The organism is Gryllotalpicola sp. CP2-P1, from assembly GCF_057512245.1.
The window spans coordinates 1-13,375 of record NZ_JBLRDT010000067.1; the positions used below are offsets into that span (position 1 = coordinate 1).

Consider the following 13,375-nt stretch of genomic DNA (forward strand, 5'->3'; position numbering starts at 1 on the left):
CGCCGGCCGACGCCCGGGGCTCCGGCGTCCTGCCTGCGCACGAGCTCACCGGCTACGCGCGCACCGCGGCCGAGATGGATGTCTCGAGCGACCCTCGGCTCGTCGCGGCGCGGGGGAAGCTCGCCGCCTTCACGGGCGGTGGCCCGGCCGAGGTGACGCTCTGGCGGGGTGAGCGGCTCAGCGAGGGTCAGGCCGCTGGGTCAGGGGCCGGAAGATGAGCCCCACGATCCAGCCGATGATGCCGAGCACGAGGGCCCCGAGCACGCCCCACCAGAAGCCGTCGACGGTGAGGCCGAAGTGCAGCCAGTGGTCGCTGATCCACTCCACGAGCAGCAGGAGCAGCCCGTTCACGATCAGAGAGAACAGGCCCAGCGTGAGGATGTAGAGGGGGAAGGCGACGATGCGCAGCACGGTGCCGACGACGCCGTTCACGATGCCGAAGATCAGCGCGAGCACGATGTAGGTCCAGAAGAGCGCCGAGCCCGAGCCGTCCTTCCATGCCGTCACGTGCACGCCCGCGACGATGAGCGTGGTGAGCCAGAGGGCGAAGGCGTTGATCAGCAGTTTCACGACGAAGCGCATGGCGAAAGTCTGACAGGCGCACGGCTACCTTTGAAGGGTGTCTGAGAATGTGCGTCTGCGCCCCGAGATCGCCGCGCTGACGGCCTATTCGCAGGGGCGCTCGCCCTCGCCCGACGGTTTCAAGCTGTCGAGCAACGAGAACCCGTACCCGGCGCTTCCCGGTGTGCTCGAGGCCGCGGCCGCGCACGTCGAGATCAACCGCTACCCCGACGGCGCGGCCGTGGCCCTGCGCACCACGCTGGCCGACCGCTATGACGTCGAGTTCAGCGAGGTCATCGTCGGCGCCGGCTCGTCGTCCCTGCTGCAGCAGCTGTTCCTCGCGGCGGCCGCCCCCGGCGACGAGATCGTCTACGCATGGCGCTCGTTCGAGGCATACCCCGGCTTCGTCACCGTCACCGGCGCGACCAGCGTGCGCGTGCCGCTCACCGACACGCTCGAGCACGATCTCACCGCGCTCGCCGCGGCGGTCACCGAGCGCACCCGCGTGGTGGTCGTCTGCTCGCCGAACAACCCGACAGGGCCCGCGGTGCCCGCGGCGGCGTTCGAGGCGTTCATGGCCGCCGTTCCCCCCGAGGTGCTCGTCGTCCTCGATGAGGCCTACCGTGAGTTCGTCACCGACCCGAGCGCCGTCGACGGCGAGGCCTACCTCGGGCGCTACCCCAACCTCGTCATCACCCGGACGTTCTCGAAGGCCTACGGCCTCGCGGGGCTGCGCGTCGGCTACGCGATCGGGCCCGCCCGCCTGCTCGCCGCGGCGCGTGCGACCGCGATCCCATTCGCGGTGACAGAGTTCGGCTTTGCCGCCGCCCTCGCGAGCCTGGAGAGGAAGGACGCGCTCGACGAGCGCGTGGCCGAGATCGTCAGCCGTCGTGACCGCCTGCGCGGCGCGCTCATCGAGCAGGGCTGGAGCATTCCCGCGGCGCAGGGCAACTTCCTGTGGCTGCCGACCGGGGCGCACACGACCGCGGCGACCGACGCGTTCTTCGACGCCGACATCGCGGTGCGGCCGTTCCTCGATGACGGCATTCGCATCTCGATCGGCGAAGAGGAGTCGATCGAGCGGATTCTCGCGGTGACGGCCACCCTGCCGCGCTGAGGTGCGGCGCAGGCATCCGCTCGCCGCCCTGCTGGTTTTGACAATCATTATCAATAAGGCGTAACGTCGCAGACGTGAATCGAACGCGCCTCATTGCTCCCGTCGCTCTCGCCGCGGCGGCCCTCGTCCTGGCGGGCTGCTCCACCGACGCATCCGACGCCTCCGACCCAGCGAAGTCCGGAAGCCTCAACGTGGTCGCCTCGACAGACGTGTGGGGCTCAGTCGCGAGTGCGATCGGCGGCGATCACGTGAAGGTGACCTCGATCATCGACGACCCCGACAAGGACCCGCACGAGTACCAGGCCGACGCCCGCAACCAGCTCGCGATCTCGAAGGCGAACGTGGTGATCTCGAACGGGGGAGGCTACGACGACTTCGTCAGCACCATGGTGAAGGCGTCCAAGAACGACCCGACGACGCTCGTCGCCGCCGACATCTCGGGCTATGACCAGCACCCGAGCGAGGGCGACTTCAACGAGCACCTCTGGTACGACTTCCCCACCGTCAAGAAGGTGGCGGACCAGCTGGCCGACTCGTTCGCGAAGGCCGACCCCGCGGCGGCGGACGACTTCCACGCCAACGCGACGAGCTTCGACGGCAAGCTCGCCGACCTCGAGGCGACCGAAGCGCACCTCAAGAGCGAGCACGCGGGCACGGCGGTGACCATCACCGAGCCGGTCCCCGTCTACATGCTCGACGCGATCGGGCTGAAGAACGTCACGCCCGAGAAGTTCAGTGAGGCCATCGAGAACGACACGGATGTCGCACCGACGGTGCTGAAGCAGACGCTCGACCTCTACAGCAGCGGTCGCGTGAAGCTGCTCGCCTACAACGAGCAGACCACGGGGCCGCAGACCGAAGCCGTGCTGAAGGCGGCCAAGCAGAACAACGTCGCCGTCGTGCCGGTGACCGAGACGCTGCCCACGGGCAAGAACTACATTGAGTGGATGACCGCGAACCTCGATGCGATCGGATCAGCGCTTGGCGACTGAGCTCTCGGCAGGTGAGCGCCCCGCCGGCCCGGTCCTGAGCCTGCGGGGCGCGACCCTGCGCTTCGACCGCCGCACGCTCTGGCAGGGGCTCGACCTCGACGTCGCCCCTGGTGAGTTCATCGCGGTGCTCGGTGCCAACGGGTCGGGCAAGACCAGCCTGCTGCGTGCGATCCTCGGGCGGCAGCCGCTGACCGCGGGCGAAGCGCTTGTCGCCGGCGAGCCCGTCACGGCGGGGAACTCGCGCATCGGGTACGTGCCGCAGCAGAAGCTGGCGGACGAGGGGACGCCGTTGCGCGCCCGCGACCTGGTGGGCCTCGGCGTCGACGGCCGCTCGTACGGCTTCTGGCCGAGCCGCGACAAGCGCCGCCGGGTCGACCGACTGCTCGCCGATGTCGGCGCGACCGACTACGCCAACGTGCCCGTCTCGACGCTGTCGGGTGGTGAGCAGCAGCGCCTGCGCATCGGCCAGGCGCTGGCATCCGACCCCCGTCTGCTGCTTGCCGATGAGCCGCTCGCCTCACTCGACCTCAACAACCAGCGCGCCGTGAGCGAGCTGATCGACCGGCACCGGCGCGAGCGCGGGTTCGGCGTGCTGTTCGTCACGCACGACGTGAACCCCGTGCTGCCCATCGTCGATCGCGTGCTCTATCTCGCGGGCGGGCGATTCCGCGTCGGGGCCCCCGACGAGGTGCTGCGCAGCGAGGTGCTGAGCGAGCTCTACGGCTCGCCCGTCGACGTCATCCGCGCGCGCGGCCGCATCATCGTGGTCGGCACGCCCGACAGCGGCCACGCCCCCCACGACGAGCATCATGACGCCGGGCACGAGGCCGTGTGCGACCACAACCCCGACGACAGCGAGGTGGTGGTGCTGTGACGCACGCGGAGCTCTGGGGCGAGATCTTCAACTTCAGCGACTACGGCCAGCTACTCGTGCTGCTGCGCAACTCGATCATCGCGGGCGCCGTCCTCGGCGTGATCGGCGGCCTGATCGGCGTGTTCGTGATGAGCCGCGACATGGCGTTTGCGGTGCACGGCATCAGCGAGCTCTCGTTCGCGGGCGCCTCGGCGGGGCTGCTGCTGGGCGTCGGCGTCGTGCAGGGCTCGATCGTGGGCTCGCTCGTCGCCGCGCTGCTCGTCGGCGCACTCGGTGCCCGGGCCCGCGAGCGCAACAGCATCACGGCGGTGCTCATGCCGTTCGGCCTCGGCCTCGGCATCCTGTGCCTCGCCCTCTACCCCGGGCGCAGCGCCAACAAGTTCGGGCTGCTCACCGGGCAGATCGTCGCGATCGACGACCCGCAGGTCGGCTGGCTGATCGCCATCGCCCTCGTCGTGCTGGTCGGGCTGGCCATCGTTTGGCGCCCGCTCAGCTTCGCGTCGGTCGACGCCGACGTCGCGGCCGCACGCGGGGTGCCGGTGCGCGGGCTGTCGATCGTGTTCATGCTGCTGCTGGGGCTGACCGTTGCGGTGTCGGTGCAGATCGTCGGTGCGCTGCTCGTGCTCTCGATCCTCGTGACCCCGGCCGCTGCGGCGCTGCGCGTCTCCGCCTCGCCGCTCGTGGTGCCGCTGCTGAGCGTGCTGTTCGGCGTGGTGTCGATGGTCGGCGGCATCCTGCTGGCTCTCGGCGGCTCTGTCCCGATCAGCCCGTATGTCACGACGATCTCGTTCGCGATCTACGTCGTCTGCCGCGTGATCGGCGCGTCGCGTGCGCGTCGCGGCGTTTCCGGGCGCCGGATGCCCGAGCCGGCCGCCCCCATGAAGGTGGCGGCATGACGACCGCGAAGCGCAACACCTGGCAGCGCGAGGCCGTGCGCGAGGCGCTCGGCTCGAGCGACGGCTTCATCAGCGCGCAGGGCCTCTATTCGAATCTGCGCGACGGCGGCTCCCCCATCGGGCTCGCGACCGTGTACCGCGCGCTCGCGTCGCTCGCCGTCGAGGGCGAGGCCGACTCGCTGCAGTCGCCGGAAGGCGAGGCGCTCTACCGCGCGTGCTCCACGACGGGCCACCACCATCACCTCATCTGCCGCAACTGCGGGCTCACGGTCGAGATCGAGGCCGATGCGGTCGAGGAATGGGCCCAGCAGGTCGCGAGCGCGAATGGATTCACCGAGCCGCAGCACGTCGTCGACGTGTTCGGCCTGTGCCGCGACTGTTCCGCGCAGGCGCGTTCGGCACAGGCATCCGCATAGCCGCGCTCGCCGCGATTTGGTGCCGCGACACGCCGTCCCGTAGACTGGATGTTTGTCTGGCTCGGACTCCTCGAGCCGGTTCGCACACACCGATCCCCCTTTCGCGAAAAAAGGTGGCGGGCGTGTGCCGACAAGAGATCTTGGGATGCCCCTTCTGGGGCATCGGTAGTGATGGAGGAATCACATGGCAGCAGTGTGCCAGGTGACCGGCGCCACCCCCGGCTTCGGTCACACCATTTCGCACTCGCACCGACGCACGAAGCGTCGTTTCGACCCGAACATCCAGAAGAAGACGTATTTCGTCCCTTCGCTTCGCCGTAACGTCACCCTGAACGTGTCCGCCAAGGGCATCAAGGTCATCGACGCCCGCGGCATCGAGGCCGTCGTCAAGGACATCCTGGCCCGTGGGGAGAAGATCTAATGGCCAAGCAGCAGGACATCCGCCCGATCATCAAGCTCCGCTCGACGGCCGGCACCGGTTACACCTACGTGACCAAGAAGAACCGCCGCAACGACCCCGATCGCCTCGTGCTGAAGAAGTACGACCCGATCATCCGCAAGCACGTCGAGTTCCGTGAGGAGCGCTAAGGAATATGGCTAAGAAGAGCAAGATCGCCCGCAACAAGCAGCGCGAGGCTGTCGTCGCCCGTTACGCCGCGAAGCGCCTCGAGCTGAAGAAGCAGCTCGTGAACCCGAACTCCACCGATGAGGAGCGCGAGGCCGCTCGCGTCGGGCTGCAGAAGCTGCCGCGCAACGCGTCGCCGGTGCGCCTGCGCAACCGCGACCAGATCGACGGCCGCCCCCGCGGCGTCCTCTCGAAGTTCGGCATCTCGCGTGTCCGCTTCCGTGAGATGGCGCACAACGGCGAGCTGCCCGGCATCACCAAGTCGAGCTGGTAAGCAGTTCTCACGAAGGCCCCCTGGTTCTCCAGGGGGCCTTCGTCGTGCCCGGCGCCAACTCGTTCCCGTTCCGGACATGCGCGCCCGCGGCCCCGGGCGCATCCGTCCGGAACGGGAACTAGTTGCTAGGCGAAGCGGGCGGAGCGCTCCACGACGGCACCGCCGCGTGCGGCATCCCACGAGTACACGCGCGTGCCCGTGATGTAGACCTGCTCGGCGCGCGAGTTGACGTCGAGGGGGTCGCCCGACCAGATCACGAGGTCGCCGTCGAGGCCGGGCTCGAGCGCCCCGACGCGCTCGCGCAGGCCGAGGAAGGAGGCCGGGTTGACGGTCAGCGCCTCGATGGCGGTGCGCGGGTCGAGCCCTTCCTTCACGGCGAGCGACGCCTGGTGCACGAGGAAGTTGATCGGCACGACCGGGTGGTCCGTCGTGATCGCGACGCGCACGCCCGCCGCGGCCAGCCGCCCCAGGTTCACGATCGCCCGCTTGCGCAGCTCGACCTTCGAGCGGGTCGTGAAGAGCGGCCCGAAGATCACCGGCACATCGCGCTCGGCGAGCACGTCGGCGAGCTCGGCACCCTCGGTGCCGTGGTTGATCACCAGGCGGTAGCCGAACTCGTCGGCCAGCCGCAGTGCCGTCGCGATGTCGTCGGCGCGGTGGGTGTGCTGGTCCCAGGCGAGCTCGCCGTCGAGCACGCGCACCAGGGTCTCTTTTGCGAGGTCGCGCTCGAACGCCTCGCCCTTGGCCGCCGCGGCCTCGCGCTTGGCGCGGTAGTTCTGTGCGTCGACGAACGCGGAGCGAATGACGGATGCCACGCCGAGCCGCGTGGACGGCAGCTGCTTCCTGTCGCCGTAGACCCGCTTCGGGTTCTCGCCGAGCGCGGACTTCACCGACACGGCATCCGCGATCACCTGCTCATCGACGGTGCGCCCGCCCCAGGTCTTGATCGCAACGGTCTGCCCGCCGATCGGGTTGCCCGAGCCGGGCTTGATCACGGCGCTCGTGACTCCGCCGCTGAGGGCGTCGCGGAAGCCCTCGTCCTCGATGTTGATGCCGTCGATGGCGCGCAGGCCCGCGCCGTTCGGGTCGGTCATCTCGTTGGTGTCGTTGCCCGCCCAGCCCTCGGCCTCCTCGTGGACGCCGAGATGGCCGTGCGCCTCGATGAAGCCGGGGTAGACCGGCTTGCCGCCCGCGTCGACGACAGGGATGCCCGAGGGGATCTCGACCCCGGCGCCGAGCGCCTGGATCACACCATCGACAACCACGATCGTGCCGTTCTCGATCGGCTCTGCCGAGACGGGAACGAGTCGGGCATTCGTCACCGCGACGCTTCCGCGGGTCGTTCTGATCGGATTCCTGTCGTCGCGATGGCTCATGACGACATCCTTTCACTGCCGCAACACGCCGAAATTCCGCGGATTCACGCGGGTGTGATGCTACTTTGGCCGTGGCCGGAGGGGGCCGGAACACCAGCCTCCCTGTGGGCCAACCGTTTCATCACTGAACACAGACGCTGCTGACGCAGCAGTAGTCCGAGGAGGACACCCCATGGCTGACAAGTCGCTGAACAAGACCGAGCTCGTCGCTGCGGTCGCCGGTGAGACCGGCCAGAGCCAGACCGTCGTCGGCGGCGTCATCGACGCCTTCTTCGCGACGATCGCGAAGACCGTTGCCGACGGCGGCAAGGTCACGATCCCCGGCTGGCTCGCCGCCGAGAGCTCGGCGACCGCCGCTCGCACGGGCCGCAACCCGCAGACCGGCGCCGAGATCAAGATCCCGGCCGGCAAGCGCGTCAAGCTGACCGCGGGCTCGAAGCTCAAGGCTGCCGTCAAGTAAGACCGCACCACACAGAGGAAGGCGCTCACCGCGGTGGGCGCCTTTTTCGTGCGCGCGACCGTGCCAGGAAAGCTCCAAGGCACCGCGAACTACGCTGGTGCGGTGAACAGAGCGCAGCGCGTCGCAGGGCCCGTCGCACTCGTCGTCGCGGCGCTCGCCGCGGTCATCGCCGCCCTCGCCTTCGGCGGGGCGAGCGCGCCGCTCGCACTGAGCGACCCCGGCCCGGTGGTGAGGTGGGGTCTGCCGCTCACGAAGCTGGTGGTCGATCTGTCGTCTGCGGGCATGATCGGGGCGCTCGTGCTGTCGATCTTCGCCCTGAGCGCGAAGAGGCCCGAGTTCGGCCGCGCCCTCGATGTCGCGGCGGCATCTGCCGCCGTCATGGCGGTCGCCTCCGGCGTCGTCACGGTGCTCTCGTTCAGCGACGCGACGGGCACGCGCCTTGCGGCGACGGAGGCCTTCAGCAACCAGTTCATGCAGTTCGTCTCGAGCATCGCCCTGGGCCAGGCATGGGGCATCACGACGCTCGCGGCCGCGGCGACCACGGTGCTGTGCTTCGCGGTCCGCAACCAGACCGCTCTCGTCTTCGTCGCTCTGCTCGCCACCGGCTCGCTGGTTCCCATCGCGTTGCAGGGGCATGCCGCAGGCACGAGCGGCCACAACCTCGCGATCACGTCGCTCGGCCTGCACATCGTCGGCGCCGCCGTCTGGATCGGCGGCCTGCTGACGCTCGTGCTGCTGCGCAAAACGCTCGGCGGCGACCGGCTTCCGACCGTGCTCGCCCGCTACTCGAGCCTCGCCCTGATCTGCTTCATCGTCGTGGCCTTCAGCGGCTTCCTCAACGCGCAGCTGCGAGTCGGCACCTGGGCGAATCTGCTCACCCCGTACGGCCTGCTCGTCATCGGCAAGGTGACGGTGCTCATCATCCTGGGCTTGTTCGGCGTGCTGCAGCGCAGATGGCTGATCGCCCGCCTGCGCACGAGCGCCGGCCGAGGGCCGTTCTGGGCGCTCGTGGCGGCCGAGCTCGCGTTCATGGGAGTCGCCTCGGGCATCGCCGCCGCACTCGCCCGCACCGCCACGCCCGTTCAGCAGGTGCCCATCGGCACGACGCCCGCCGAGATTCTGACGGGGCAGCCGCTGCCGCCGCCCGAGACGCTGCGCACGCTGCTCTTCGGCGCGAACGTCGACCCGATCTGGCTGCTCGTCGCCGCGTTCGGCATCGTCTTCTATGTCGCGGGCGTGCTGCGCCTGCGCCGCCGCGGCGACGCGTGGCCCCTCGGCCGCACGATCTCGTGGATCGTCGGCATGCTCGTGCTCGCCTACATCACGAGCGGCGGCATCGCGGTCTACGTCGACTACCTGTTCTCCGCGCACATGACGATGCACATGGCTCTCATGATGGTCGTTCCGCTGCTGCTCGTCCCCGGCGCGCCGGTCACCCTGGCGGCTCGCGCGATCGCCAAGCGCACGGACGGCTCGCGCGGCGGGCGCGAGTGGATTCTGCTCGCCGTGCACAGCAAGATCGCAGGCATCCTCGCCAACCCGTTCATCGCTGCGCTGCTGTTCGTGGGCAGTCTCTGGGTCTTCTACTACTCGCCGCTGTTCCGCTGGGCGACCGAGAACCATCTCGGGCACGAGTGGATGACGGTGCACTTCCTCATCACCGGCTACCTCTTCGTCCAGTCGCTCATCGGGATCGACCCGGTGCCGTTCCGGCTCGCCTACCCGTTCCGGCTCGTGCTGCTGCTCGGAACGATGGTGGTGCACGCCTTCTTCGGACTCACGATCATGACGGCGTCCGGGCTGTTCCTCGCCGACTGGTTCGGGGCGATGGGCCGCAACTGGGGCGCGACGCCGATGCACGACCAGTACGTCGCCGGCGGCATCGCGTGGAGCATCGGCGAGCTTCCGACGCTGGTGCTCGCGATCATCGTCGCCCTGCAATGGAGCCGCAGCGACGCGCGCGAGACGAAGCGGAAGGACCGGGCGTCCGATCGCACCGGCAACGCCGACGTCGCCGAATACAACGCGATGCTGCAGCGCATGGCCGAACGGGATTCCTCGCGCCGCTGAGCGGCACCCGTATGCTCGTGCCAACCACATGAGAGGCAGGGCGACGGATGCCTGATCCGAGCAATCCCCTTGAGCCGAGCGGCTTCGACCTGATCGCCATGCTGTTCCCCGTCCTGTTCGGGGTCGTTGCGCTGGCGGTGCTGGCTGGAATCGTCTTCACGATCTACCGCCTGCTGCGCGATCGGAAGAAGATCGCGGCCTACCGCGAAGCGATGCTCGAGTTGCCCGGCGAGATCCTGAAGGCGACGCGCGAGGGCGATCTCGCGAAGGCGCAGCTGCTGCAGGGCCAGCTCGCGCTGATGCAGCAGCAAGAGCTGCTGAATCGCCAGCGGGCGTTCAACGCCGCGGCGCCGGGCGGCGTGCCTGGGGATATCAACGGCGACGGAGTCCCAGGCAACTAATCTGAATCGGTGCCCCGACTCTCTCGCGAACAGCAGGCCGTCTTCGACCTGATCGAGAAGACGCGCGAGCACGTGTTCGTCACCGGCCGCGCCGGCACGGGCAAGTCCACGCTGCTGAACCACCTCGCGTGGAACACCGAGAAGCAGCTGGTGATCAGCGCGCCGACGGGCGTCGCCGCCCTGAACGTCGGCGGGCAGACGATCCACTCGCTGTTCCGACTGCCGATCGGCGTGATCGCCGACCAGGCGATCGACCAGTCCGACGAGCTGAAGAAGCTGCTCAACACGATCGACACGCTCGTGATCGACGAGGTGTCGATGGTCAACGCCGATCTGATGGACGCGATCGACCGCAGCCTGCGCCAGGCGCGGAAGCGGAAGGAGCCGTTCGGCGGCGTTCAGGTCGTGCTGTTCGGCGACCCGTACCAGCTGGCGCCGGTGCCCGGCAGCCAGGAAGAGCGCGAGTACTTCGCCGACACCTACCGCTCGATGTGGTTCTTCGACGCGAAGGTGTGGCAAACGGCCGAGCTGCGCATCGTCGAGCTCGGCGAGGTGCACCGGCAGCACGAGGCCGAGTTCAAGTACATGCTCAACGCGGTGCGGCACGGCATGGTCACGAAGGAGATCGCGGACAGGCTGAACACGGTGGGCGCTCGCCCGGCGCCGCGCGACGGGGTCATCACGCTGGCGAGCCGCAACGACTCGGTCAACCGCATCAACCAGGCGCAGCTGCAGCGGCTGCCGGGGCGGCTGCAGACCGCCAAGGCAGAGATCTCGGGTGACTTCGGCGGCCGCAACTACCCGGCGGACGAAGCGCTCGAGCTGAAGGTCGGCGCGCAGGTGATGTTCCTGCGCAACGACACCCAGGGGCAGGGCGAGGTGCGCTGGGTGAACGGCTCGATCGGAACCGTGACCAAGATCACCGCCAACGTCGAGGTCGAGATCGACGGCGTGCGCTACGAGGTCGAGCCGGCCACGTGGGAGCGGCACAAGTACAGCTACGATCCGGCGACGAAGAAGCTCGAGAAAGAGGTCGTTGCCGAGTTCTCGCAGTTCCCTCTGCGCCTCGCGTGGGCGGTGACGATCCACAAATCGCAGGGGAAGACCTACGACCAGGCGATCGTCGACCTCGGCTCGCGTGCGTTCAGCCCCGGGCAGACCTACGTCGCACTCAGCCGCATCACGGCGCTCGAGGGGCTCTATCTGACCCGGCCGCTGCGCCCTTCCGACATCTGGGTCGACAAGGACGTCGAGCGGTTCATGGCCGACGCGGGGCGTGCGCCGCGCGTGGCGGTCACGGCTTCGTAACACCGTCGCGGAGTCATCCGATCGGCGTATGGATGACCGTAGACGCACGCATAGACTCGAACTCACAGACTGCTGCTGCACGAGGGGTGGTGGGCATGGCGTCTGACGTCCGTCCTGCTTTGCGCGCGCGCCGCGCGATTGCCGCGATCGCTCTCGGCATGAGCGCGCTGCTGCTCGCCGGGTGCGGCAATGTGGCGGGCGCCAGCGTCACCGCGATCGGAGCGCAGACCGGCGATCGGATGCCGAGCAGCACGACCAAGCAACTGCAGCACGTGCTCGACAATGCGGTCAAGCTGGCGGGCGCCAGCGGCGGGGTCGCCGGCGTGTGGGCCCCCTGGTCGGGAACGTGGACGGCGGCATCCGGCCACGCGTCACGCGAGAAGAACGCGGCGCCCATGGACGTCGACGCGTCGTTCCGCATCGGGTCCATCACGAAACCCGCGACGTGCACCGTGCTGCTCGGGCTCGTGGGCGACAAGAAGGTGAAGCTCGACGACCCGGTGTCGACCTATCTGCCGCGCATGGTGGGCCTGAACGGGCTCACCCTCGGCGCACTGTGCCAGAACACCTCGGGGTTCGCCGACTACTGGGGCGAGCTCGCGCCGCAGATGGTGACGAACCCGACGCGCACCTGGGACGCGGTCGAGCTGATCAACAGCGGGCTCGGCCAGGCGCGCACCGGTGCCCCCGGTCAGAAGTGGTCGTATTCGAGCGCCGGCTTCGTGCTGCTCGGCCTCGCGCTGCAGACCGCGACCCACGAGTCATGGCCGTCGCTCTACGAGAAGTACGTGACGGGGCCGCTCGGCATCAGCGACACGACGACCCTTCCGAGCACCTCGGCGCTGCCGAGCCCGGTCGCCAGCGGATACGCGGCCGACAGGGACCCCGTGACCGGAGCGACGAACTGCAAGGTGCTCGATGACGACACGAAGCTCTCGCCGACGGCGATGCAGCAGGCCGGCGGTCTGGTCAGCAACCTGACAGACACGGCCTCGCTCGTGCACGCCGTCGCGGCGGGCGCCCTGCTGCCCGACGAACTCGCCGCGCAGCAGCAGAAGAGCGTGATCATGTCGAAGTCGATGCCGTCGTGGGCGCAGTACGGGCTCGGGGTCGAGAAGATGGGGCCCCTCATCGGGCACGCGAGCGCGGTGCCGGGCTATGCGACCGCCGCGTACTCCGACCCGAAGTCGGGGCTGACCGTCGTCGTCATGGTGAACAACTCGACGCCCGGCGCGAACTTCGCCCGGCTGGTCGCCCTGCAGCTCGCCTCGATCGCGTCGAAGGCGCCGGCCGAGTCGGGCAAGAAGCAGCCGGCGATCGGCCTGCCGTGGACGGCTCAGCAGCTGGGCGCGGTGCTGCCGCACGAGACCGGGTGCAACGCCGCAGGCGGCGCACTCACCCCCGCGCTCGCCGCGATCGCAGACATCCAGCCCGAGTACTAGCCCGTCGTTGCGATACTGAGCCAGTGCCCATCACGCCTGACACGAAGAACTGGACCTGGGTGCTCGAGCGCGCCTGCCCCGAGTGCGGGTTCGACCCCGCGGCGATCAGCTATGGAGACGTTCCCCGCGTGACGCGTGAGGCCGTCGAGTTCTGGCAGGGAGTTCTCGAAGGCGGCGACGGCTCGGCGGCGGCCGGCTCGGCCGCAGCCCTCGGCGTGCGCCCCGACGACTCGACGTGGTCGCCGCTCGAATACGCCGCGCACACCCGCGACGTATTCCGCATCATGCACGCGCGGCTCAACCTCATGCTCGTGCTCACCGACCCCGACTTCCTCAACTGGGACCAGGACGACACGGCCGTGCGGGCGGACTACCGGTCCCAGTCGCCCGTGCGGGTCGCGCGCGAGCTGGCGGCCGCGGGCCATGCGATCGCGGATGCCTTCGAGCTGGTGCCCGACGCCGAGCTCGGTCGCACGGGGCGACGCACCGACGGCTCGCGCTTCACGGTCGCGTCGCTCGCGGCATACTTCGCGCACGACGTCATCCACCATCGCTGGGATGTC

The 13,375-nt window shown here is 69.1% G+C and carries 17 protein-coding genes; 15 read left to right on the forward strand and 2 right to left on the reverse strand.

All coding sequences use genetic code 11. The features are described from left to right. The coding region (locus ACM2XV_RS07225; RefSeq protein ID WP_487026448.1) for a hypothetical protein at positions 1-218 on the forward strand (218 nt) is incomplete at its 5' end. Here ACM2XV_RS07225 and ACM2XV_RS07230 read toward each other — a convergent pair. Then, positions 178-582 carry a phage holin family protein gene (locus ACM2XV_RS07230; protein WP_344775965.1) on the reverse strand — a complete coding sequence of 135 codons (405 nt, stop codon included), beginning with the start codon at positions 580-582 and terminating at the stop codon, positions 178-180. The genes ACM2XV_RS07225 and ACM2XV_RS07230 overlap by 41 nt on opposite strands. Positions 583-619: 37 nt before the next feature. Between ACM2XV_RS07230 and ACM2XV_RS07235 the strand changes: the two genes are divergently transcribed. The 8 genes from ACM2XV_RS07235 to rpsN all read left to right on the forward strand — a co-directional run bounded on the left by ACM2XV_RS07235 (position 620) and on the right by rpsN (position 5,755). Continuing rightward, on the forward strand, positions 620-1,678 hold the full coding sequence (locus ACM2XV_RS07235; RefSeq protein WP_487026449.1) for a histidinol-phosphate transaminase: 1,059 nt from the start codon (positions 620-622) through the stop codon (positions 1,676-1,678). Positions 1,679-1,752: 74 nt separating this feature from the next. Next, positions 1,753-2,670: a metal ABC transporter solute-binding protein, Zn/Mn family gene (locus tag ACM2XV_RS07240; protein ID WP_487026450.1), complete on the forward strand. Its 918-nt coding sequence runs from the start codon at positions 1,753-1,755 to the stop codon at positions 2,668-2,670. Continuing rightward, positions 2,642-3,544 carry a metal ABC transporter ATP-binding protein gene (locus ACM2XV_RS07245; protein ID WP_487026451.1) on the forward strand — a complete coding sequence of 301 codons (903 nt, stop codon included), beginning with the start codon at positions 2,642-2,644 and terminating at the stop codon, positions 3,542-3,544. The genes ACM2XV_RS07240 and ACM2XV_RS07245 overlap by 29 nt, the downstream gene beginning before the upstream one ends. Next, positions 3,541-4,440: a metal ABC transporter permease gene (locus ACM2XV_RS07250; protein WP_487026452.1), complete on the forward strand. Its 900-nt coding sequence runs from the start codon at positions 3,541-3,543 to the stop codon at positions 4,438-4,440. Before ACM2XV_RS07245 ends, ACM2XV_RS07250 begins: the two co-directional genes overlap by 4 nt. Further along, positions 4,437-4,856, forward strand: a complete 420-nt coding sequence (locus ACM2XV_RS07255; protein ID WP_344775975.1) for a Fur family transcriptional regulator — start codon at positions 4,437-4,439, stop codon at positions 4,854-4,856. The genes ACM2XV_RS07250 and ACM2XV_RS07255 overlap by 4 nt, the downstream gene beginning before the upstream one ends. Before the next feature lie 184 nt (positions 4,857-5,040). Beyond that, complete coding sequence (gene rpmB, locus ACM2XV_RS07260; RefSeq protein WP_344775977.1) at positions 5,041-5,277, forward strand: 50S ribosomal protein L28; 237 nt, start codon at positions 5,041-5,043, stop codon at positions 5,275-5,277. Beyond that, positions 5,277-5,444: a 50S ribosomal protein L33 gene (rpmG, locus tag ACM2XV_RS07265; RefSeq protein ID WP_022881958.1), complete on the forward strand. Its 168-nt coding sequence runs from the start codon at positions 5,277-5,279 to the stop codon at positions 5,442-5,444. Before rpmB ends, rpmG begins: the two co-directional genes overlap by 1 nt. A 5-nt stretch (positions 5,445-5,449) precedes the next feature. Further along, positions 5,450-5,755, forward strand: a complete 306-nt coding sequence (rpsN, locus tag ACM2XV_RS07270; protein ID WP_344775979.1) for a 30S ribosomal protein S14 — start codon at positions 5,450-5,452, stop codon at positions 5,753-5,755. Between the two features lie 125 nt (positions 5,756-5,880). On the opposite strand, the gene ACM2XV_RS07275 is transcribed toward rpsN, so the two are convergent. Next, positions 5,881-7,131 carry an amidohydrolase gene (locus tag ACM2XV_RS07275; protein ID WP_487026453.1) on the reverse strand — a complete coding sequence of 417 codons (1,251 nt, stop codon included), beginning with the start codon at positions 7,129-7,131 and terminating at the stop codon, positions 5,881-5,883. A 172-nt stretch (positions 7,132-7,303) separates the two neighbouring features. Between ACM2XV_RS07275 and ACM2XV_RS07280 the strand changes: the two genes are divergently transcribed. The 6 genes from ACM2XV_RS07280 to ACM2XV_RS07305 all read left to right on the forward strand — a co-directional run. Further along, positions 7,304-7,591, forward strand: a complete 288-nt coding sequence (locus ACM2XV_RS07280) for an HU family DNA-binding protein (protein WP_344775983.1) — start codon at positions 7,304-7,306, stop codon at positions 7,589-7,591. A gap of 102 nt (positions 7,592-7,693) precedes the next feature. Continuing rightward, positions 7,694-9,661 carry a bifunctional copper resistance protein CopD/cytochrome c oxidase assembly protein gene (locus tag ACM2XV_RS07285; protein ID WP_487026454.1) on the forward strand — a complete coding sequence of 656 codons (1,968 nt, stop codon included), beginning with the start codon at positions 7,694-7,696 and terminating at the stop codon, positions 9,659-9,661. A 47-nt stretch (positions 9,662-9,708) separates the two neighbouring features. Beyond that, entirely contained in the window at positions 9,709-10,062 is a 354-nt protein-coding gene (locus tag ACM2XV_RS07290) for a hypothetical protein (protein ID WP_487026455.1), read from the forward strand. A 9-nt stretch (positions 10,063-10,071) separates the two neighbouring features. After that, positions 10,072-11,370 carry an ATP-dependent DNA helicase gene (locus tag ACM2XV_RS07295; protein ID WP_344775987.1) on the forward strand — a complete coding sequence of 433 codons (1,299 nt, stop codon included), beginning with the start codon at positions 10,072-10,074 and terminating at the stop codon, positions 11,368-11,370. Positions 11,371-11,465: 95 nt separating this feature from the next. Next, entirely contained in the window at positions 11,466-12,812 is a 1,347-nt protein-coding gene (locus ACM2XV_RS07300) for a serine hydrolase domain-containing protein (RefSeq protein WP_344775989.1), read from the forward strand. A 23-nt stretch (positions 12,813-12,835) separates the two neighbouring features. Next, the coding region (locus ACM2XV_RS07305; protein ID WP_487026456.1) for a DinB family protein at positions 12,836-13,375 on the forward strand (540 nt) is incomplete at its 3' end.

What these genes read in the sequence shown, in the direction of transcription:
- ACM2XV_RS07230 (WP_344775965.1), bottom strand. Translation starts at nt 582, where the DNA reads ATGCGCTTCGTCGTGAAACTGCTGATCAACGCCTTCGCCCTCTGGCTC.
- ACM2XV_RS07245 (WP_487026451.1), top strand. Translation starts at nt 2,642, where the DNA reads ATGCGATCGGATCAGCGCTTGGCGACTGAGCTCTCGGCAGGTGAGCGC.
- ACM2XV_RS07255 (WP_344775975.1), top strand. Translation starts at nt 4,437, where the DNA reads ATGACGACCGCGAAGCGCAACACCTGGCAGCGCGAGGCCGTGCGCGAG.
- rpmB (WP_344775977.1), top strand. Translation starts at nt 5,041, where the DNA reads ATGGCAGCAGTGTGCCAGGTGACCGGCGCCACCCCCGGCTTCGGTCAC.
- rpmG (WP_022881958.1), top strand. Translation starts at nt 5,277, where the DNA reads ATGGCCAAGCAGCAGGACATCCGCCCGATCATCAAGCTCCGCTCGACG.
- rpsN (WP_344775979.1), top strand. Translation starts at nt 5,450, where the DNA reads ATGGCTAAGAAGAGCAAGATCGCCCGCAACAAGCAGCGCGAGGCTGTC.
- ACM2XV_RS07275 (WP_487026453.1), bottom strand. Translation starts at nt 7,131, where the DNA reads ATGAGCCATCGCGACGACAGGAATCCGATCAGAACGACCCGCGGAAGC.
- ACM2XV_RS07280 (WP_344775983.1), top strand. Translation starts at nt 7,304, where the DNA reads ATGGCTGACAAGTCGCTGAACAAGACCGAGCTCGTCGCTGCGGTCGCC.
- ACM2XV_RS07290 (WP_487026455.1), top strand. Translation starts at nt 9,709, where the DNA reads ATGCCTGATCCGAGCAATCCCCTTGAGCCGAGCGGCTTCGACCTGATC.
- ACM2XV_RS07300 (WP_344775989.1), top strand. Translation starts at nt 11,466, where the DNA reads ATGGCGTCTGACGTCCGTCCTGCTTTGCGCGCGCGCCGCGCGATTGCC.